Origin of the sequence: Variovorax sp. dw_308 (assembly GCF_019207085.1) — a bacterium.
In the GTDB taxonomy this organism is placed as follows: Bacteria; Pseudomonadota; Gammaproteobacteria; order Burkholderiales; family Burkholderiaceae_C; genus Variovorax.
Genome location: NZ_JAATOM010000010.1, coordinates 184,017 through 201,638, shown reverse-complemented (window position 1 = coordinate 201,638; position 17,622 = coordinate 184,017). Strand labels below are relative to the sequence as shown.

Here is a 17,622-nt window from a genome sequence, read left to right as displayed (position 1 = left end):
CACCCCGCACCCCTACGCCAAAGGCCCTCTCACATGCACAAGCTGGTACTGATTCGCCATGGCGAATCGACCTGGAATCTCGAAAATCGTTTCACCGGCTGGACCGACGTCGACCTGACCGAAACCGGCGTCGAGCAGGCCAGGCAGGCCGGCCGGCTGCTCAAGGCAGAAGGGTATGAGTTCGACGTGGCCTACACGAGCGTGCTCAAGCGCGCCACCCGCACGCTCTGGCACACCCTCGACGAACTCGATCGCACCTGGCTGCCGGTCGTGCATTCCTGGCGCCTGAACGAGCGCCACTACGGCGGCCTGCAGGGCCTGAACAAGGCGGAAACTGCCAAGAAGTACGGTGACGCGCAGGTGCTGGTCTGGCGCCGCAGCTATGACACCCCGCCGCCGCCGCTCGCCGCCGACGATCCGCGCAGCGAACGCGGCGACGTCCGCTATGCCAAGCTGGCGGCGGATCAGGTGCCGCTGACCGAATGCCTCAAAGATACCGTGGCGCGCGTTTTGCCCTTCTGGAACGAATCGATGGCGCCGGCCATCCGCAGCGGTCGCCGCATCGTGGTGGCGGCGCACGGCAACTCGATCCGGGCGCTGGTCAAGTACCTCGACGGCATCTCCGACAGCGACATCGTGGGCCTCAACATCCCGAACGGCATTCCCCTGGTCTACGAGCTCGACGAGGAACTGAAGCCGCTGCGCAGCTACTACCTGGGCGATGCCGAGGCCGCCGCCAAGGCCGCCGCGGCGGTCGCGTCCCAAGGCAAGGCATAAAGCCACATCCGTTCACAGTTGCGCGGAACCCCGCGCGGCAATGTTGTTCGAAGGTGTGTATATTGATTCGGGCCTCAACGCCGACACTCTCAGGAAGCTCCACATGGGCCAAAAACTCAAGACCACCGGTTGGGTTGCAGCAGGCGTCGTCGCCGGCGTTCTCACCACCGTTTCACTGCAAACCGTCGCGCGCGGTTCGCTGGCCCCCTTGCCGCTGGAAGAACTCCAGCAACTCGCTGCTGTGTTCGGCATGGTCAAGACTGACTATGTCGAGCCGGTCGACGAGAAAAAGCTGATCTCCGACGCCATCTCCGGCATGGTGGCCGGGCTCGATCCGCACTCCCAGTATTTCGACAAGAAGTCCTTCAAGGAATTCAAGGAAGGCACGAGCGGCCGCTTCGTGGGCGTCGGCATCGAGATTTCGCAGGAAGACGGGCTGATCAAGGTGGTCTCGCCCATCGAGGGCTCGCCCGCGTTCCGCGCCGGCCTCAAGCCCAACGACCTGATCACCAAGATCGACGACACCGCGGTGCGCGGCCTGAGCCTCAACGAGGCCGTCAAGCGCATGCGTGGCGAGGCCGGCACCAAGGTGCTGCTCACCATCTACCGCAAGGACGAGAACCGCACCTTCCCGGTCACGATCACGCGTGAGGAAATCCGCACGCAATCCGTGCGCGGCAAGATGATCGAGCCGGGTTACGCCTGGATCCGGCTGTCGCAGTTCCAGGAGCGCACCGTCGACGACTTCGTCAAGAAGGTGGAAGAGCTCTACAAGCAGGACCCGAACATGAAGGGCATGGTGCTCGACCTGCGCAACGACCCGGGCGGCCTGCTCGACGCGGCCGTGGCCATCTCGGCCGCCTTCCTGCCGCAGAACGTGACGGTAGTTTCGACCGACGGGCAGTTGGCCGAAAGCAAGTCCATCTACAAGGCCGCGCCCGAGTTCTACCAGCGCCGTGCCGGCAGCGACCCGCTGCGCAGCCTGCCGGGCGCCTTGAAGAACGTGCCGCTGGTGGTGCTGGTGAACGAAGGCTCGGCCTCGGCCAGCGAGATCGTGGCCGGCGCACTGCAGGACCACAAGCGCGGCATCGTGATGGGCAGCCAGACCTTCGGCAAGGGCTCGGTGCAGACAGTGCGACCGCTCGGCCCCGACACCGGCCTGAAGATCACCACCGCGCGCTACTACACGCCGAGCGGCACCTCGATCCAGGCCAAGGGCATCGTGCCGAACGTGCTGGTCGACGAAAGCGCCGAAGGCAGCCCCTTTGCCGCGCTGCGCATGCGCGAGGCCGATCTCGACAAGCACCTGAACAGCGGCCAGGGCCCGGAAGACAAGAGCCCCGAGCGCGAAAAGGCCCGCGACGAAGCCCGCAAGCGCCTCGAGGAAGAAGCCAAGAAGCCGCCGCAGGACCGCAAGGTGCCCGAATTCGGCTCCGACAAGGACTTCCCGTTGATGCAGGCCCTGAACCAGCTCAAGGGCCAGGCCGTGGTGGTCAGCAAGACGCAGACCATCGTCGAAAACAAGGAAGAGAAGAAAGAGAACTGATCTCCCTGCCGTCGGCCTCCTCGGAGGCCGATGTTCTTTCGGGGGACAGCTTCTTCCCGGCGCATGGAAGACCACGACCTGCTGCGCTATTCGCGCCACATCCTGCTGGAAGAGTTCGGAATCGGCGGCCAGGCGCGGGTCTCGGCCGCGCACGCGCTGGTCATCGGCGCGGGCGGGCTGGGCTCGCCGGCCGCGCTGTACCTGGCGGCCGCGGGCGTCGGCAAGATCACGCTGGTCGATGACGACACGGTCGACCTGACCAACCTGCAGCGCCAGATCGCGCACACCACGGCGCGCGAGGGCCAGGCCAAGGTGGCGTCGGCGGCCGCGGCCATGCTGGCGATCAATCCGACGATCGTGGTGGAAGCCCTGGTCCAACGCGCCGATGCCGATGCACTGTCCCGGCTCGTGGCCGACGCCGACGTGGTGCTCGACTGCAGCGACAACTTTGCGACACGCCAGGCCGTCAACCGCGCCTGCGTGGCGCAGGCCAGGCCGCTGGTGGCGGGCGCGGCCATCAGGTTCGACGGGCAACTGAGCGTGTACGACGTGCGCGATCCAGCCTCGCCCTGCTACGCCTGCCTGTTTCCGCCGGACGCCGAGTTCGAGGAGACACGTTGCGCCGTGCTCGGCGTCTTCGCGCCGGTGGTCGGCACCATCGGCACGCTGCAGGCCCATGAGGCGCTCAAGTTGCTGGCCGGCATCGGCGGATCGCTGACCGGCCGGCTGCTGATGTTCGACGGCCGCACCACGCAGTTCGATACGCTGCGGACGGCGCGCGATCCGCATTGCAGCGTCTGCGCGCAGCGGTCGGCCTGACAGGCCTTCAGTTCTGCGGCTGCCGGGCCCCGGTGGCTTTGGCGGCGCCCTTGGCAGCCTCTGCTGTCCCCGGCTTGCCCGCCTCGGCCAGGACGCCCTTGCAATCCGCATCCACGCCCGGCCCCGATTCGAAGGTGGCGGCCAGCGCCAGCATCGGCGTGATCGCGCCCAGTGCCAACGCCGTCAGCCCGCGTGCGGCGAGCGGGCCGGGTTCGACGCCGATGGTCGGCGAGCCGAAGGTGCCGCCGACGATGAGCGGCGTGCGCACCGAAAGGATGCTCATGTCCTTCGGCTTCTGGTCGATCACGAAATGCATCGTCTCGTCAGCGAGGTTGGCCTGTCCGGTGGCGTGGAACACGGTGTCCGTCGTGTCGAACACCAGGCCGCGTCCCTGCGCGACGCCCTTGTTCACATCGAAAGCCAGAGCGGCGCAGCGCAGCGTGACCGTCCGGTCCCCGCGCAGGATGAACTTGATCACCTCCCCGCCATCGAGCCCCGCGAATTCGAGCAGCAGGTTGCTGAACTCGCCGCGGCCGGTGATCGCGGCCACGTCACCCGATGCGCCAGCAAGCCAGCTCGCGACCGACTTGCCGCGACCCGACAGGTTGATGCGCCCGTCGAGCTTGCCGAAGCTGGTCTTCAGCGTGTCCACTTTCGGAATCAGCCGGTTGATCTGCATGCCGTGGACATCGAGCGACGCGCGGATGTCCGCCGGGTCCTGCCGGGCATCGATGCGGATGGCGCCGGCCACCTTGCCATTGGCCACGCCAAGGTCGAGCGGGTCCAGCGTCAGCACGCTGTCCAGCAGTTTCACATGCACGCTGCCGCGATCGAGCGGCACCTCGCGCACGTTGCGGATCTTGTCGGCGGTGTACTGCACGTCGGCATTCATGGCGCGCAGGCGCTCGAAGTCGAGCGTGGCGGTGGGGAGTACCTTGCGGCCGGGATCGCGGCGTGCGCGCTTGACCTGGGCGATGCTGGGCGGCGCCTCGACGCCTTCGATGGCCTTGGCGGAACGCTCCGTCGGCGGCAGGCCGATCAGCGGGCCCAGGTCGTCCATGTCCATCACCCTGGAGTGCAGCGTGCCGTCGAGTTGCGGCGTCTTCGGCGCCTGGTCGAAACGCATGTCGCCGGCGATGTCCGACAACCCGAGCCGGCCTTTCATGCCCTTCACCTCCCACAGCTTGCCTTGCTTGCGCAGTTCGCCGGCGAGCGCGTAGGGAGAGGTCTGCGGCAGCGCGATGCCCAGCAGCGGAAAGAGTTCGCCCAGTGTCTGGCCCTTGAGCTGGAAGCGAGCGTCGATGCCGTCGAGGTCGGCCAATGCCGCCACGGTGCCCTGTGCAGACAGCTGGGTCTTGCCGGCGGCAGCCTTGATCTCGAGCGGGAACGGCGGCTGGCCGGTGGCGGTGAGCTGGAGCACGTTGCCGGTGCGGCCCTCGGCCGTCAACGGCTGGCGCTTGTACTTGCCCTTGACCCGGAAGTCGAGCGGCAACTCGCCGCGGGTGGTGTCGTAGCTGAAGTCGGCGTGGATGTCGACGCCCAGGTGCTCGGCCAGGAAATTGACGCCGCCACCATCGACCTGGAGCAGTCCGATGGTCGGCACGGTGGAGGTGTCGCCGGTGTCCTTGCCGAGCGCCCAGGTGCGCCGGCCGTCTTCCTCCATCTGCAGGCCCATGACGGGAGAGACCAGGGCCAGCCGCGGTATGACGACGCGGCCCGAGAGCAAGGGCCAGAGCCGGATCTCGAACTCCGCCCGCTTCGCGCGCACAAGGTAGGGCTCGCGCGCCCACGTCGGGTTGGCGAAGTCGACGCCGTCGAACACGATGGTGGCCCCGCGCCAGCCGGGGTGGACGTCCAGGTGGCGCGTGACCTCGAACTGCCGCCCGGTCTTCTCGCTGACGTAGCGGTTGAGCGGCACTCGCAAGACATCCCACGGGAAGAACAGCAGCACCAGCATGAGCACCCCCAGCAGCACCGCGAACGCAACGGCCATGCGCAGCCAGGGCGATGACCGGGACGGCGGCGGGGACGGTTGGATGGCGACCATCCGCGCACCTTGATCGATGCGAGCGCCGCAGGGGGTCGGTTCGCGGCGGCAGAGGGTGTGGGGCGATGCCTACGGTCGCGCGATGGTCGGAATGGTCCTACAGCCCAGGTTGCCGCCAACTTGCATGATGTGAAGGTCCGCAAGCGGGGATAGGCAACGCCGCATGGCCCACACATTGAAGACTTTCATCGTCGAAGACAACCAGACGATTCGTGAGAATTTGGCGGGCACGCTTGAGGAACTGGCCGCGGTATCAGCCGTGGGATATGCCGCGACCGAGAACGAGGCGCGCGCCTGGCTGCGCGAGAACCGCGACGGATGGCACCTTGCCATCGTCGATCTCTTCCTGAAGCAGGGCAGCGGCCTCGGGGTGTTGCAGGAAATCCTGGTGCGCCAAGCCTGGCAGCAGGTGGTGGTGTTGAGCAACTACGCCACTGCTGAAGTACGCAGGCGCTGCGCCGATCTTGGCGTGGACGCCGTTTTCGACAAATCCAATGAAATCGATGCCCTGGTCGACTATTGCATTGCGCAAGCCGCGCGGATCAACACCCCCGGGGGTTGATCTGAACTCAATCGATCAGCTTGTTCTTCAGCGCGTAGTACGTGAGGTCGCTGTTGGACGACAGGTTCATCTTCTCCATCAGCCGGGTGCGGTAGGTGCTGACAGTCTTGACGGAGAGCGACAGCGTCTTGGCGATGTCGCCGGCCGTCTCGCCCTTGGCCAGCTTCAGGAAGACCTGGAACTCGCGCTCGGACAATTGCTCGTGGGGGGCTGCGTCGTCCTTGCGATCGAGCTGGCGGGCGAGCAGTTCGGCCACGGCCGGGGTGATGTAGCGGCGGCCCAGCGCGATGGTGCGGATGGCGTTGACGATCTCGATCGGATCGCATTCCTTGTTGAGGTAGCCGCTCGCGCCCTGGCGGATCAGGTTCATCGCGTAGTGCTCCTCGGGGTAGCCGCTGAGGATCAGGATGCCGACGTCGGGCGCCTTGGCGCGGATCATGGCGAGCGCGTCGATGCCACTCTGGCCGGGCATGGAAAGGTCCATCACCAGCACGTCGAGTTCGGTGGTGCGCACCAGTTCGATCGCCTCGCGGCCGCTGGCCGCCTCGCCCGCCACCCGCAGGTCCACGTGCTCCGAGAAGAACTGCCGCAGGCCGGAGCGCACGATGGCGTGGTCATCCACGATGCCAATCTTGATCATCATTTACTTTCGAGGTTCTCTGGCGGTCTTGCACGCCGCCATTCGCCGCTCCCCGGTCGGCGTCGATTATTCCCGAATTTGAACCGGGCACGTTTCGCGGAGACCCCGACCCCATGCGCTGGCTAGCGTTTCCACGGATCGCCCTCAGCCTGACGCTGGCAACGCTGGCCGCGCTGGTGCTGATCGGCATCAACGAGGCCGGCTTCCGGGAATCGAGCCACGCGCTGGAGGACATCGGCGAGGCGCAGCGGGCGCGGGTGGCGCTCAACGAGTTGCTGCAGGACGTCCTCGACGCCGAAACCGGCCAGCGCGGCTACCTGCTGACGGGCGAGGTGCGCTACCGCGAGCCCTATGACACGGCCGTCACGCAGATCGGCGGCAACCTGGCCAGCCTGCGCGCGCTCTATGCCACGCGACCGGACGAACTCGCACGCACCGAACGCCTGGCCGAGCACGTCGCGCGCAAGCTGGCCGAAATGGACGTGAGCATCCGCCTGCGCGAGCGGGGCAGCGAGGACGCGTGGAAGTTCGTCCTGACCACTGACGTCGGGCGCGAGGAAATGAACGCGATCCGCGCCGAGGCCAACGAACTCATCGCCATGAGCAACCGCTCCCTGATGGTGGGCCAGGTGCAGATCAGCAAGTCGCTACGGCTGGCACGGCTGGGCATCGCGCTGGTGGCCCTGGCGGGGCTGTTCGCGTTCTGGCTCTACCTGCGGCAGACCCATGCGCTGCGCCTGGCCGGCGAGCGGCAGCAGGAAGCCCTGCAGCATGAACGCAACGCGCTGGAGGCCGAGGTGAGCGAGCGCACCGCGACGCTGGCCGAGCTGGCCACCCATCTCCAGAACGTGCGCGAGACGGAGCGCGGCTTCCTCGCGCGCGAGCTGCACGACGAGCTCGGCTCGCTGCTGACCGCGGCCAAGCTGGACGTGGCGCGCCTCAAGTCGCGACTGGCCGACTCGCCGGACGCGTCGCAGCGCCTGCAGCACCTGACCGAACTGCTCAACAGCGGCATCGCGCTGAAGCGGCGCATCATCGAGGACCTGCGCCCCTCCTCTCTTTCCAATCTCGGGCTGGTGGCCTCGCTCGAGATCCTGGGGCGCGAGTTTGCAGACCAGTCCGGCATTGCGGTCGAGATGGCGCTGGAGCCGGTGACGCTGGACGAATCGCGGCAGCTCACCATCTATCGCATGGTGCAGGAGTGCCTGACCAACATCGGCAAGTACGCGCAGGCCACCGAGGCGACCATCGTGCTCAAGAACTACGACAACCACGTGATCGTGGAGGTCGGCGACAACGGCACGGGCTTCGACGTGAACAGCATCCGGCCGGCGACGCACGGGCTGGCCGGCATGCGGCACCGGGTGCAGGCGGCCGACGGAAAACTCACGGTGGCATCCACGGTCGGCAAGGGCACGCGACTGAGCGCGATGCTGCCCGCGCCACGGCTATGAGCGGGGCCACACTGTGGTGGCAGCTCTCCTACGCTCCCCGCCCGCGGCTGCTGACAGGTCGGGGGATGGCGGCACCCTACGCTCGTGGCTCGCCCGTTCAAGCCTTTGAACGTCTTATCCCAACTTCGAGGGCAATGCCCCGGTCAGGAGTTCAGCATGTTGCACTATGCCGTCGTATTTCTGGTGATCGCCCTGGTCGCCGCGTTGTTCGGCTTTGGCGGAATTGCCGCCAGCGCCGTGGGTATCGCGAAGATCCTTTTCGTCGTCTTCATCGTGCTGGCGCTTGCGAGCATGATCGCTGGCTTGATACGCAGGGGCTAGCACCGCTACGATTCAAAGCCTTGCTTCTCGAAAAACTATCACTCTCCCGGAACAGGAAACCGTCATGAACGCAACTGCCAAGACTCCCTCGCAACTCGCCGACGACGCCCGCCAGACGGCGAACGACGCAGTGGAAACCACCCGCGCCTATGCGCAGAACGCCGTCAACGCGGCCGGCGAGAAGGTGCGCGACCTGCGCGGCTCGGTGGAGCCGGCGGTCGAGCAACTCGCCAACCGTGTGCAGCAGGCGGTGCAGCGCGGACTGGAATCAGCGTCCAAGACGAGCGCTCGCGCGCAGCGCCAACTGGACCAGGCCGCCGATGTGACGGGCCGGTACATCGCGGACCAGCCGGTGCGCTCGGTGCTGCTGGCGGCCGCCGCCGGTGCCGCCATCACCGCGCTGATCGTGCTGGCCAGCCGCCGCCGCGACGACTGATCGATCCATCCATCGAGATTGAGGTAGTCCGCCAACGCCAGGCCCTTGCAGCAACCCCCGAAGCACCATGCTCCATCCGATTTTCTCCACGGTGCTCGGGCACCCCGAACTCATTGCAAACCACCTGGCGAACTACGCCGCGCTGGTGCGCGAGGAAGGGGCCGCGGCGGGCCGTGTACTGGTCGGGCGCCTGGTGGCGGGCGTGCTGGCCGCCGTCAGCGCCATGCTGGCGCTCGGGCTGATTGGCACCGCCGTGATGCTCGGCGTGCTGCATGGCAGCTTCCATTGGGTGCTTGCGGTCGTGCCAGGGGTTGCGGTGGCGATCGCGGTGATGGCCGGGCTGTATGCCGGCCGCGCCTCGCCCTCTTCCAGGGCCTTCGAGGAAGTGCGCGCGCAACTCGATGCCGACGTGCGCGCCTTGCACCTCGCCGGAGAGCGCCATGACCATTGACCACAACGCCCTGACGGCGCAACAGCGCCTTGCCGTATCCCGGCGTGCGCTGGTACGGGAAATGAACGGTGGCGCGCCGCAGGAACTGCCCTTGCGCGCCAGCGCGTACGAAAGTGCCACGACCGGGAGCGGCGCCGGTTTCCTGGAGCACTTTGCCTGGGCCAAGGTCGGGCGCAAGGTGGTCGAGCGCTGGTGGCGTCGCCATCCGGCCAATGCGGCGACCCAACTCGCCCGCCCCTTCCTGGACCGGTATGCGAAGGAGCAGCCTGGCAAGCTCGTGGCGATTGCAGCGACGAGCGGCGCGCTGATCGTGCTGGCCAAGCCCTGGCGGCTGCTGTCGGTCACGGCCGTGGTCACTGCCCTACTGAAGTCATCTGATATTGCTGACATGGTGACCACGCTGATGCAGAAAAACTCGTCCACTCCACGAAAGGACGAACAATGACTACAGCTACCCTGGAAGCCCCCACCGAACACCTGGTGCTGGACGAGTCGGCACTGAAAGCCGCGTCACGCAGCCTGGACGACGGTGTCTTGACCCCGAGCTACGGACCCTGGCGCGACGACATCGTCAAGCTGCTGAACGGCGCCCTGGCCACCGAACTGGTCTGCGTGCTGCGCTACAAGCGGCACTACTTCACCGCCGTCGGCGTGGATTCCTTGTCGATTGCCGATGAGTTCCTGGTCCACGCCAACGAGGAATCGGCGCATGCCGACAAGATCGCGGAACGCATCGTCCAGTTGGGAGGCGATCCGGATTTCAGCCCCGATTCCTTGCAGTCGCGCAGCCATGCCGAGTACGACGATTCCAAGGACCTGCAGTCGATGATCCGGGCGAACCTGGTCGCCGAACGCATCGCGATCGAAGCCTATCGCCAGATGATCACGCTGATCGGCGACAAGGATCCGACCACCCGGCGCATGCTCGAAGAGATCCTCACGCAGGAGGAAGAGCACGCGGACGAGTTGAAGGACTGGCTGCAATAAGCTCCCATGTCGCATGAAAAAGCCCGGCATCGACCGGGCTTTTTCATGAGGCAAGAACAACGCTCACATCTTCACTTCAAGCTTGTTGTCAACCGAACTCACGCCTTCAACGCCCTTGGCAATGTCTTCGGCGCGAGCCTTTGCAGCGGCAGTCGGCGCGGGACCGTTGAGCGTGACTGCGCCACCCTTGGTGTCGACGTTGATCTTGACGGCGCTCAGATCCGGGTCCTTGGCCAGCCCCGCGGAGACGGAAGCCGTGATGGCCGCGTCATCCACCTTGGCTGACACGCTCGAGCCCGCGTCCTTGACGGCTTGCGTCGCCTCGGCCGCGCCCTGCTTCATGCTGGAGCCCGCCGAAGCCGCTCCCGCCTCGGTCTTCGCCTTGGCGTCAGCCGCTGCCTCCTTGGTGGTGGTCACGGCCGAGTCGACCTTTTCGCCCAAGCTTGTCTTCGGCGCTTGCTTGTCGCACCCGCCCAGGGCGAGCGCGCACCCGGCGACGAGAAAGGCCAACACGGCGCGCGGCCGTGTTGATTTCTGGTGCAAAACGTTCATGGTGATTCCTCCGGAAATTCCACTGTCAATGCCGGCCGGCCGCGTTGCAATCTGTGCTGCGGCGCGGCTGACGGCGGTGCGTCAGAGCTTGTCTGCGCCCGTCTTGATGGCGTCCTTCACCTTTTCCCTGGCGTCGCCGTAGCTGCTCTGAACCTTGCCGGCGGCCTGGTCCGCGACCCCTTCGGACTTCAGCTTTTCGCTGCCGGTCACCTTGCCCGTCGCTTCCTTGATCTTGCCCTTCGCGTTCTCGACGCGTCCTGCAACCTGGTCCTTGTTCATGGCGTTTCCTTCCAAAGTTTCAAATGATCCATGACCCGGGATGGGCCACGAGTTCAATCTAGGCTTCTGGGACATACGCAGGGGGAGCACATCGCCCGTCCTGCTGTAGGACGGTTCAGGCGCTGACGATCCAGCCTTCCAGCGGATCGGCGCCTGGCGGCAGCCCCCATCCGGGCTGCGTGGACGCCCAGGCCGCCTGCATCAGGCACAGCACGGCGTCGAGCCGGTCACCCTGCGCGTCGGCGAGCAGCCCGGCCCGCTGGGACGCATCCAGCGCCAACCGGAGACCCAGGCGTCGGCTGCCGGCGGTGCAGAGCGCATCGAGCAAGTCCGTCCGCGCGGCGCTGCGTTCCGGCGTCTGCCGGGCCCGGTCGTCGGCCTTGTAGCTGCGCCGCCCGATGAGTTCGCGCGCCAGCAGCCCCGGGTAGGCTTCGAGCGCGACACGCGCAGCCCCGCCATCGATCGAAGCATCGTGGGCCGGCACGCACGCTCCAGCCGCCAGCAAGCGCGGGATGCCCGCATGCAGCATGAAGGCCACTGGCGGATTGACCCATTTCATCGACGGGCTGGAGCCTGCGGGACCATCGGTTGCCCGATGCGCGAACTTGCCGCCGATGGGCCGGGCGGCGCAGAAGGCGGCGAAGTCGGCGCGGATCGCGGCGCGGCTCATGCCCGCGTAGTGCGCCATCGATGCGGCCCACTGCAGGGGCCAGCCCAGTTGCACGACCAGTTCGCGCGGCAGGCCGAACGGAACGTCGAATCCCCCCACCCATGCCGGCGTCCGTGCGAGCCATTCGCCCCATGCGTCGAGCGTGTCGAAGGCGTGCAGTTGCGCAAGGTGCACGACGCTGCCATCGAGCGCGCCCTGCGCGATGACGATGGGCTTGCGCTTCGTCGGCGCACTCGAGAAGTCGCAGCCCAGCAGCAATGCCATCGCACCCTCAGCCGAGCGCCAGGGCGATCACCCCGGCGGCAATGAACGCCGCCCCGGCCAGCCGCAGCAAGCGATCGCCCTCGCGCAGCAGATGCCCGCCGATGAGCGCCGCGAACAGCATCGACACCTCGCGCGCTGGCGCCACATGGGAGATCGGCGCCTGCTGCACCGCATACAGCACCAGCACATAGGACACCGGGCTGATCACCGCCACCAGCAGGGCGTACTTCCATTGCAGTCGCCAGAGCCGGGCCGCCTCCGCCCGATCGCGCAGCGCGGCCGGCAGCAGCAACACCACGCGCACGAAGCCGCCAAAATAGTCGACCAGGATCGGCGACATCGCGAGCACCTTGACCGCGTAGCTGTCCGTCACGGTGTACGCGGCGATGAATGCACCGGTCAGCACGCCATAGCGCAAGCCCTTGTGCACCCGCGCGCGACGCGCCGGATCCTGGGTCGCGCGCCAGAGCTGGGGGCCGCCCGCGACGAGGAACACGCCGAGCACCACGCCCACGATGCCCGCCAGCCCGGTGAGGCTGATGCTTTCGCCGAGGAACAGGATCGCGAACAGCGACGAGAGCAGTGGCCCCGAGCCGCGCGCCAGCGGGTACACCACCGTCAGGTCGCTCTTGCGGTAGCCGCGCAGCAAGGTGACGTAATAGACCACGTGCAAGGCGCCGCTGGCGACGATGAAGCCCCATTCGGTCCAGCCCCACAGGGGCACGACGTTCCAACCCAGCGCGATGCCCAGTGGCGCCCAGACGATCATCAGGAACACGCCGCTCTGCAAGGCAAAGCGCGCATCGCCGTTGGCCTTCTTGGCCGCGATATTCCAGCTGGCGTGGATCACGCCGGCCAGGAGGATCAGGCCGAACGCGGAGAGAGGCAAAGGAGACTCAGGGCCTGCCGACGATGGCAGCGGTGGCCATCAGTTCTTCGAGCAGCGCCATCGAGGCCCTGCCGGAGACGGCATAGGGGTCGAGTTCGGGCTTCTCGAAGTAGCGCAGCAAGGTGGCCTGGTGCACCTTGCTGAGCTGGACCTGCCCCATGGTCCAGCCACCGAAGCGGCGCTCCTGGATTTCCTCGAAGGCCAGCAGCATCACGTCCTTGTGGCGCGGGTCGCGCTGGATGTGGCCGTAAAGCTCGCTGACCTGCATCCGACCGCCCTCGATCGCTTGGAGGAAGGTGCCGGCGCCATAGCAAAGGATGCCGGTGATGCCGCAGGAGGTGTTGTGCACGCGCGATTGCGCGAGGATGGCGTCGACAGCGGGTGCACTGCTGTCGGCGGCGCGGCTGGCGTAGAGGAGGCGGACAAGCATGTTCAGCCTTTCCGTGGAAGCAGGGAAAGGAATTCGCGCCGCAACGACGAGTCCTTGAGGAACACGCCGCGCATGACCGAGTTGATCATCTTGCTGTCCATCTCCTTCACGCCGCGCCATTGCATGCAGAAGTGCTCGGCCTCCATGACCAGGGCCAGGCCGTCGGGCTGGGTCTTTTCCTGGATCAGGTCGGCCAGTTGCACCACGGCTTCTTCCTGGATCTGCGGCCGGCCCATGGTCCACTCGGCAAGGCGGGCGTACTTGGACAGGCCGATCACGTTGGTGTGCTCGTTGGGCATCACGCCGATCCACAGCTTGCCGATGATCGGGCAGAAGTGATGCGAGCAGGCGCTGCGCACGGTGATCGGGCCGACGATCATCAGCTCGTTCAGGTGCTCGGCATTGGGGAACTCCGTCAGCGAAGGCGGCGGAACGTAGCGGCCCCTGAACACCTCGTTGAGGTACATCTTGGCGACCCGGCGCGCGGTGTTGTCGGTGTTGTGGTCGTTCTCGATGTCGATCACCAGGCTTTCCAGCACCGTCTTCATCTTGACCTCGACCTCGTCGAGCAACGCCTCCAGGTCGCCGGGCTCGATGAACTCGGCGATGTTGTCGTTGGCATGGAAGCGCTTGCGCGCCGCCAGGATCCGCTCGCGGATCTTGACCGAGACCGGCGTCCCCTCGTCCTCGTCTTCCCCGCCTTCGGGGCGCTCTACAGCGTCGATTTTCTTCAGCATCTGCTCATCCTAACCGCGCCGCTTGGGTGGCCGGCGCATGCCATCAATTCGCCAATGACAACGAAAAGTCGGTGACCAGCGGCAAGTGGTCCGACATGCGCGCCCAGATCGGCCCGCGCGGCACATGGCAAGCCACCGGCGACAGGTGGCGACCATAGATGAAGTCGAGCTGCGTCACCGGCAGGCGCGAAGGATACGTGAGCACGCGCGGCCCGCGCAGGTCGTGCGAATCGCGCATGCCCATCGCGTTCATGGCCGAACGCATGCGGGCGCCCCAGTCGTTGAAGTCGCCTGCGACGATCACCGGCTCGCCGTGCGGCACCTCGCGTGCGATGAATTCATTGAGTTGCGCCACCTGGCGCACCCGGCTGCCCTTGATCAGGCCCAGGTGCACCACGATGGCGTGCACCGGCCTGCCCTCGATATCGATGACCACATGCAGCAAGCCGCGCTGCTCGAAGCGATGGTCGGAAATGTCCTGGTGCCCCTGGCTCAGCACCGGCCAGCGCGTGAGCAAGGCATTGCCATGCTCGCCATGCCGGGTGATCGCATTGGTTTCGTATACCGCCGTGTAGCCTTCGGGCGCGAGGAAGTCGGCCTGCGGCATCGCCGGCCAGCGGGTGAAGCGCGCCGCCGCCTGGCGGTTCACCTTGCGCACTTCCTGCAGGCAGATGATGTCGGCGTCGAGTTGCTCGACGGCATGGCCCAGGTTGTGGATTTCCAGCCGCCGCGCCGGTCCGATGCCTTGCACCCCCTTGTGGATGTTGTAGGTCGCGATCCGCAGGTTCATGCTCATGCCGCAAATTGTGGCAGCAACAGGATGGCTTCTGCATTCGACGGCGAAAAGCATGCGTCGGCGGCCTCGCAGTACGGCAGCCATCGCCAGGCGGTGTGTTCATGCGGATTGAGCCGCGGCTCGATGCGCCCCGGCACGCACAGGCCGAAGAGGTGTTCGGTGTTGTGCGTCACCCCGGCGGCATAGCGGGCGCGCCAGCGAGGGTAGATCTCGTAGACGTTGCGCAACTGCCAGTCGACCAGCTGCGGGGCGAGAACGCTACCCTTGCCGCAATCGATGCCGGTCTCCTCGGCCACCTCGCGCGCGGCGGTGAGCGCCAGCGCCTCGTCCGCCGTGTCCTTGCTGCCGGTCACCGACTGCCAGAAGTCGTCGGCATCTGCGCGCTGGATGAGCAGGACGTCGAGCGCCGGCGTGTGGATGACGACCAGGACGGACTCGGGGATCTTGAAGGGGCGGTCAGAACCCACTGATGACCGCATTGAGCGCACCTGTGATTTCGGATGCTCGATGGGTCAATGAAGCTACCGGCTTGCCGAGCATCCGCACCGTCGCGGGAGCGGCGAGGTGCGCCATCAGCGACAAGGCTTCTCCCTCGATCTGGACCACTGGACACAAGTTGACGGGGACGTTGCGGCTTGCCACGCCAACCCTGGACAACGGCATCACGAATCGAGTGTTCAACTGCCCGATGAATTGGCTCTGCACATCGACGACGTAGGGCGTGGACTGCCGGGACGCGGGCTGCGGATTCACGTAGACGTCAAACTGCGCCATTCATCCTTGCTCCGGCCATGCAACCAGCCCGTCGCACCACAGGCCGTTGGCCTCGACCTCCGCGTTCTGCGCGGCGAGCCAGTCCTTGTACGTTTCGTTGAATTCGCGCTGACGCTGGGCCACGCTCTTGCGCCCCGCATTCTTCAGGGCTTCGTAGTGTTCAGCGGAAAGAATGACGGTATCGATCCGACCATCCTTCTCGACGAGAACCGGCTCTCTCTTTGCTTGAGCGCAAAAGTAGCCGAAACGATTCTTGGCCTCGGTGGCAGTGACAGTCATGGCGTCTCCGTAATGAACGGCATTAGCCATTTTAGCCAACAAAAAAGGCGCCCTGCATGAGGCGCCCTTTCATTGCGGTGCTGCGTCTCAGGCCGGCTGCTGCACGTTCCGCAGCCGGATGTGCAACTCGCGCAGCTGCTTCTCGTCGACCGGGCTCGGCGCCTGCGTCAGCAGGTCCTGCGCGCGCTGGGTCTTGGGGAATGCAATCACGTCGCGGATCGACTCTGCGCCGGTCATCAGCATGACCAGCCGGTCCAGGCCGATGGCGATGCCGCCGTGCGGGGGCGCACCATATTGCAACGCATCCAGCAGGAAGCCGAACTTGAGCTGCGCGTCCTCGGCACTGATCTTCAGCGCGCGGAACACCTTGCTCTGCACTTCCTCGCGGTGGATACGCACCGAGCCGCCGCCCATCTCGATGCCGTTGAGCACCATGTCGTAGGCCTTGGCGACGCACTTCTCCGGTGCGGTGTCCATGAGGTCTTCATGGCCGTCCTTGGGCGCGGTGAACGGATGGTGCACGGCCGACCAGCGCTGGCCTTCCTCGTCGAACTCGAACATCGGGAAATCCACCACCCACAGCGGCGCCCAGCGGTCGTCGAACAAGCCCGACTTCTTGCCGAAGGCGCTGTGGCCGATCTTCACGCGCAGCGCGCCGATGGCGTCGTTGACCACCTTCTCCTTGTCGGCGCCGAAGAACAGGATGTCGCCGTTGCGGGCACCCGTGCGCGCGATGATCTCGGCCAGCGCGGCATCGTCCAGGTTCTTCACGATCGGGCTTTGCAGGCCTTCGCGGCCGGCCGCCGCGTCATTGACCTTGATGTAGGCCAGGCCCTTGGCGCCGTAGATCTTCACGAACTCCTGGTACGCATCGATCTCCCCGCGCGACAGGCCGCCCTCGGCACCGCCGCCCGGCACGCGCAGCGCGACCACGCGGCCGCCCTTCATCGTGGCGGCGTTGGAGAACACCTTGAACTCGACGCGCTTCATGATCTCGGTGAGTTCGGTGAATTCGAGCTTGACGCGCAGGTCCGGCTTGTCCGAGCCGTACTTGAACATCGCGTCGCCGTAGCTCATGGTCGGGAACACGGGGAGGTCGATGCCGGCCGCGTTGCGGAACACGGTGCGGATCATGCCTTCGAACATCTCGCGGATTTCTTCCTCGGCGAGGAACGAGGTCTCGATGTCGATCTGGGTGAACTCGGGCTGGCGGTCGGCGCGCAGGTCTTCGTCGCGGAAGCACTTCACGATCTGGTAGTAGCGGTCGTAGCCGGCCACCATCAGCAGTTGCTTGAAGAGCTGCGGCGACTGCGGCAGCGCGAAGAAGCTACCGTCGTGCACGCGGCTCGGCACCAGGTAGTCGCGCGCGCCTTCGGGCGTGGACTTGCCGAGCATCGGCGTCTCGATGTCGATGAAGCCATTGGCATCGAGGAACTTGCGCGTTTCCATCGTGACCTTGTAGCGCAGCATCATGTTGCGCTGCATCACCGGGCGGCGCAGGTCGAGCACGCGGTGCGTGAGGCGTGTGGTCTCGCTGAGGCTGTCGTCGTCGAGCAGGAACGGGGGCGTCACCGACGGATTCAGCACCTTGAGTTCGTGGCACAGCACCTCGATCTTGCCGCTCTTGAGGTTGTCGTTGGTGGTGCCTTCGGGGCGCGCGCGCACCAGGCCCTTGATCTGAACGCAGAACTCGTTGCGCAAGCCTTCGGCCACGGCGAACTGCGCCGCGCGGTCCGGGTCGCACACCACCTGCACATAGCCTTCGCGGTCGCGCACGTCGATGAAGATCACGCCGCCGTGGTCGCGGCGACGGTTGACCCAGCCGCAGAGGCTGACGGTTTCGCCCATGAGGGCTTCGGTCACGAGACCGCAATAGTGAGTACGCATGGCCATATGAATTTCCGTTGCGCCG

23 protein-coding genes are annotated in these 17,622 nt (G+C 66.1%); 10 read left to right on the top strand and 13 right to left on the bottom strand.

The annotated features are described in order from the left end of the window. Nucleotides 1–33: 33 nt before the first annotated feature. The 3 genes from gpmA to HCU76_RS20540 all read left to right on the top strand — a co-directional run bounded on the left by gpmA (nucleotide 34) and on the right by HCU76_RS20540 (nucleotide 3,142). Nucleotides 34–777, top strand: coding sequence for a 2,3-diphosphoglycerate-dependent phosphoglycerate mutase (gene gpmA / locus HCU76_RS20550; RefSeq protein WP_218510501.1), 744 nt, complete (start codon nucleotides 34–36; stop codon nucleotides 775–777). A 103-nt stretch (nucleotides 778–880) separates the two neighbouring features. Beyond that, nucleotides 881–2,323, top strand: coding sequence for a S41 family peptidase (locus tag HCU76_RS20545; RefSeq protein WP_218510500.1), 1,443 nt, complete (start codon nucleotides 881–883; stop codon nucleotides 2,321–2,323). Nucleotides 2,324–2,386: 63 nt separating this feature from the next. Beyond that, on the top strand, nucleotides 2,387–3,142 hold the full coding sequence (locus HCU76_RS20540; protein ID WP_213953240.1) for a molybdopterin-synthase adenylyltransferase MoeB: 756 nt from the start codon (nucleotides 2,387–2,389) through the stop codon (nucleotides 3,140–3,142). A gap of 7 nt (nucleotides 3,143–3,149) precedes the next feature. Here HCU76_RS20540 and HCU76_RS20535 read toward each other — a convergent pair whose 3' ends face one another. Further along, the gene (locus tag HCU76_RS20535; protein WP_371319868.1) at nucleotides 3,150–5,135 is read right to left on the bottom strand and encodes an AsmA family protein; all 1,986 of its coding nucleotides are present in this window, start codon (nucleotides 5,133–5,135) and stop codon (nucleotides 3,150–3,152) included. A 217-nt stretch (nucleotides 5,136–5,352) separates the two neighbouring features. Here HCU76_RS20535 and HCU76_RS20530 point away from each other — a divergent pair, with 217 nt between their 5' ends. Beyond that, entirely contained in the window at nucleotides 5,353–5,751 is a 399-nt protein-coding gene (locus tag HCU76_RS20530) for a response regulator (RefSeq protein ID WP_213953238.1), read from the top strand. Between the two features lie 7 nt (nucleotides 5,752–5,758). Here the strand turns inward: HCU76_RS20530 and HCU76_RS20525 are convergent, their stop codons facing one another. Continuing rightward, a complete protein-coding gene (locus HCU76_RS20525) occupies nucleotides 5,759–6,391 on the bottom strand; it encodes a response regulator transcription factor (RefSeq protein ID WP_019656595.1) in 633 nt (210 codons plus the stop codon). A 113-nt stretch (nucleotides 6,392–6,504) separates the two neighbouring features. On the opposite strand from HCU76_RS20525, the gene HCU76_RS20520 reads away from it, so the two are divergent. The 6 genes from HCU76_RS20520 (at nucleotide 6,505) to HCU76_RS20495 (ending at nucleotide 10,040) form a co-directional block, all read left to right on the top strand. Beyond that, nucleotides 6,505–7,845: a CHASE3 domain-containing protein gene (locus HCU76_RS20520; RefSeq protein ID WP_218510498.1), complete on the top strand. Its 1,341-nt coding sequence runs from the start codon at nucleotides 6,505–6,507 to the stop codon at nucleotides 7,843–7,845. Between the two features lie 156 nt (nucleotides 7,846–8,001). Continuing rightward, nucleotides 8,002–8,166, top strand: coding sequence for a DUF1328 domain-containing protein (locus HCU76_RS20515; RefSeq protein WP_213953236.1), 165 nt, complete (start codon nucleotides 8,002–8,004; stop codon nucleotides 8,164–8,166). A gap of 64 nt (nucleotides 8,167–8,230) precedes the next feature. Continuing rightward, complete coding sequence (locus HCU76_RS20510; protein WP_218510497.1) at nucleotides 8,231–8,602, top strand: hypothetical protein; 372 nt, start codon at nucleotides 8,231–8,233, stop codon at nucleotides 8,600–8,602. Nucleotides 8,603–8,669: 67 nt separating this feature from the next. Then, a complete protein-coding gene (locus HCU76_RS20505) occupies nucleotides 8,670–9,053 on the top strand; it encodes a phage holin family protein (protein ID WP_213953234.1) in 384 nt (127 codons plus the stop codon). Next, nucleotides 9,043–9,498 (top strand): hypothetical protein, encoded by a 456-nt coding sequence (locus tag HCU76_RS20500; protein WP_218510496.1) that lies wholly within the window; start codon nucleotides 9,043–9,045, stop codon nucleotides 9,496–9,498. The genes HCU76_RS20505 and HCU76_RS20500 overlap by 11 nt, the downstream gene beginning before the upstream one ends. Then, the gene (locus tag HCU76_RS20495) at nucleotides 9,495–10,040 is read left to right on the top strand and encodes a bacterioferritin (RefSeq protein WP_218510495.1); all 546 of its coding nucleotides are present in this window, start codon (nucleotides 9,495–9,497) and stop codon (nucleotides 10,038–10,040) included. Before HCU76_RS20500 ends, HCU76_RS20495 begins: the two co-directional genes overlap by 4 nt. A gap of 63 nt (nucleotides 10,041–10,103) precedes the next feature. On the opposite strand, the gene HCU76_RS20490 is transcribed toward HCU76_RS20495, so the two are convergent. From HCU76_RS20490 to aspS, 11 genes are all read right to left on the bottom strand, one after another. Then, a complete protein-coding gene (locus HCU76_RS20490; RefSeq protein WP_218510494.1) occupies nucleotides 10,104–10,592 on the bottom strand; it encodes a BON domain-containing protein in 489 nt (162 codons plus the stop codon). A gap of 81 nt (nucleotides 10,593–10,673) precedes the next feature. Further along, nucleotides 10,674–10,871 carry a CsbD family protein gene (locus HCU76_RS20485; protein ID WP_213953230.1) on the bottom strand — a complete coding sequence of 66 codons (198 nt, stop codon included), beginning with the start codon at nucleotides 10,869–10,871 and terminating at the stop codon, nucleotides 10,674–10,676. 115 nt (nucleotides 10,872–10,986) lie between these two features. Continuing rightward, nucleotides 10,987–11,805 carry a DUF429 domain-containing protein gene (locus HCU76_RS20480; protein WP_213953229.1) on the bottom strand — a complete coding sequence of 273 codons (819 nt, stop codon included), beginning with the start codon at nucleotides 11,803–11,805 and terminating at the stop codon, nucleotides 10,987–10,989. A 7-nt stretch (nucleotides 11,806–11,812) separates the two neighbouring features. Then, on the bottom strand, nucleotides 11,813–12,694 hold the full coding sequence (locus HCU76_RS20475) for a DMT family transporter (RefSeq protein ID WP_213953228.1): 882 nt from the start codon (nucleotides 12,692–12,694) through the stop codon (nucleotides 11,813–11,815). A gap of 7 nt (nucleotides 12,695–12,701) precedes the next feature. Continuing rightward, the gene (locus HCU76_RS20470; protein WP_218510493.1) at nucleotides 12,702–13,124 is read right to left on the bottom strand and encodes a BLUF domain-containing protein; all 423 of its coding nucleotides are present in this window, start codon (nucleotides 13,122–13,124) and stop codon (nucleotides 12,702–12,704) included. Nucleotides 13,125–13,126: 2 nt separating this feature from the next. Beyond that, nucleotides 13,127–13,861: a GTP cyclohydrolase I gene (gene folE / locus HCU76_RS20465; protein ID WP_218510492.1), complete on the bottom strand. Its 735-nt coding sequence runs from the start codon at nucleotides 13,859–13,861 to the stop codon at nucleotides 13,127–13,129. A gap of 43 nt (nucleotides 13,862–13,904) precedes the next feature. Then, nucleotides 13,905–14,657, bottom strand: a complete 753-nt coding sequence (locus HCU76_RS20460) for an endonuclease/exonuclease/phosphatase family protein (protein WP_218510491.1) — start codon at nucleotides 14,655–14,657, stop codon at nucleotides 13,905–13,907. Then, nucleotides 14,654–15,124 (bottom strand): dihydroneopterin triphosphate diphosphatase, encoded by a 471-nt coding sequence (gene nudB, locus HCU76_RS20455; protein WP_371319865.1) that lies wholly within the window; start codon nucleotides 15,122–15,124, stop codon nucleotides 14,654–14,656. Before nudB ends, HCU76_RS20460 begins: the two co-directional genes overlap by 4 nt. Beyond that, nucleotides 15,114–15,431 carry a CcdB family protein gene (locus tag HCU76_RS20450; protein ID WP_218510489.1) on the bottom strand — a complete coding sequence of 106 codons (318 nt, stop codon included), beginning with the start codon at nucleotides 15,429–15,431 and terminating at the stop codon, nucleotides 15,114–15,116. Before HCU76_RS20450 ends, nudB begins: the two co-directional genes overlap by 11 nt. Beyond that, nucleotides 15,432–15,710 carry a type II toxin-antitoxin system prevent-host-death family antitoxin gene (locus tag HCU76_RS20445; protein ID WP_218510488.1) on the bottom strand — a complete coding sequence of 93 codons (279 nt, stop codon included), beginning with the start codon at nucleotides 15,708–15,710 and terminating at the stop codon, nucleotides 15,432–15,434. 87 nt (nucleotides 15,711–15,797) lie between these two features. Continuing rightward, nucleotides 15,798–17,603 carry an aspartate--tRNA ligase gene (aspS, locus tag HCU76_RS20440; protein ID WP_218510487.1) on the bottom strand — a complete coding sequence of 602 codons (1,806 nt, stop codon included), beginning with the start codon at nucleotides 17,601–17,603 and terminating at the stop codon, nucleotides 15,798–15,800. Nucleotides 17,604–17,622: the final 19 nt, after the last annotated feature.

Excerpts from the sequence above, each read along its gene's own strand:
- gpmA (WP_218510501.1), top strand. The coding sequence starts at position 34 with ATGCACAAGCTGGTACTGATTCGCCATGGCGAATCGACCTGGAATCTC.
- HCU76_RS20545 (WP_218510500.1), top strand. The coding sequence starts at position 881 with ATGGGCCAAAAACTCAAGACCACCGGTTGGGTTGCAGCAGGCGTCGTC.
- HCU76_RS20540 (WP_213953240.1), top strand. The coding sequence starts at position 2,387 with ATGGAAGACCACGACCTGCTGCGCTATTCGCGCCACATCCTGCTGGAA.
- HCU76_RS20535 (WP_371319868.1), bottom strand. The coding sequence starts at position 5,135 with ATGGCCGTTGCGTTCGCGGTGCTGCTGGGGGTGCTCATGCTGGTGCTG.
- HCU76_RS20530 (WP_213953238.1), top strand. The coding sequence starts at position 5,353 with ATGGCCCACACATTGAAGACTTTCATCGTCGAAGACAACCAGACGATT.
- HCU76_RS20525 (WP_019656595.1), bottom strand. The coding sequence starts at position 6,391 with ATGATCAAGATTGGCATCGTGGATGACCACGCCATCGTGCGCTCCGGC.
- HCU76_RS20520 (WP_218510498.1), top strand. The coding sequence starts at position 6,505 with ATGCGCTGGCTAGCGTTTCCACGGATCGCCCTCAGCCTGACGCTGGCA.
- HCU76_RS20515 (WP_213953236.1), top strand. The coding sequence starts at position 8,002 with ATGTTGCACTATGCCGTCGTATTTCTGGTGATCGCCCTGGTCGCCGCG.
- HCU76_RS20510 (WP_218510497.1), top strand. The coding sequence starts at position 8,231 with ATGAACGCAACTGCCAAGACTCCCTCGCAACTCGCCGACGACGCCCGC.
- HCU76_RS20505 (WP_213953234.1), top strand. The coding sequence starts at position 8,670 with ATGCTCCATCCGATTTTCTCCACGGTGCTCGGGCACCCCGAACTCATT.
- HCU76_RS20500 (WP_218510496.1), top strand. The coding sequence starts at position 9,043 with ATGACCATTGACCACAACGCCCTGACGGCGCAACAGCGCCTTGCCGTA.
- HCU76_RS20495 (WP_218510495.1), top strand. The coding sequence starts at position 9,495 with ATGACTACAGCTACCCTGGAAGCCCCCACCGAACACCTGGTGCTGGAC.
- HCU76_RS20490 (WP_218510494.1), bottom strand. The coding sequence starts at position 10,592 with ATGAACGTTTTGCACCAGAAATCAACACGGCCGCGCGCCGTGTTGGCC.
- HCU76_RS20485 (WP_213953230.1), bottom strand. The coding sequence starts at position 10,871 with ATGAACAAGGACCAGGTTGCAGGACGCGTCGAGAACGCGAAGGGCAAG.
- HCU76_RS20480 (WP_213953229.1), bottom strand. The coding sequence starts at position 11,805 with ATGGCATTGCTGCTGGGCTGCGACTTCTCGAGTGCGCCGACGAAGCGC.
- HCU76_RS20470 (WP_218510493.1), bottom strand. The coding sequence starts at position 13,124 with ATGCTTGTCCGCCTCCTCTACGCCAGCCGCGCCGCCGACAGCAGTGCA.
- folE (WP_218510492.1), bottom strand. The coding sequence starts at position 13,861 with ATGCTGAAGAAAATCGACGCTGTAGAGCGCCCCGAAGGCGGGGAAGAC.
- HCU76_RS20460 (WP_218510491.1), bottom strand. The coding sequence starts at position 14,657 with ATGAGCATGAACCTGCGGATCGCGACCTACAACATCCACAAGGGGGTG.
- HCU76_RS20450 (WP_218510489.1), bottom strand. The coding sequence starts at position 15,431 with ATGGCGCAGTTTGACGTCTACGTGAATCCGCAGCCCGCGTCCCGGCAG.
- HCU76_RS20445 (WP_218510488.1), bottom strand. The coding sequence starts at position 15,710 with ATGACTGTCACTGCCACCGAGGCCAAGAATCGTTTCGGCTACTTTTGC.
- aspS (WP_218510487.1), bottom strand. The coding sequence starts at position 17,603 with ATGGCCATGCGTACTCACTATTGCGGTCTCGTGACCGAAGCCCTCATG.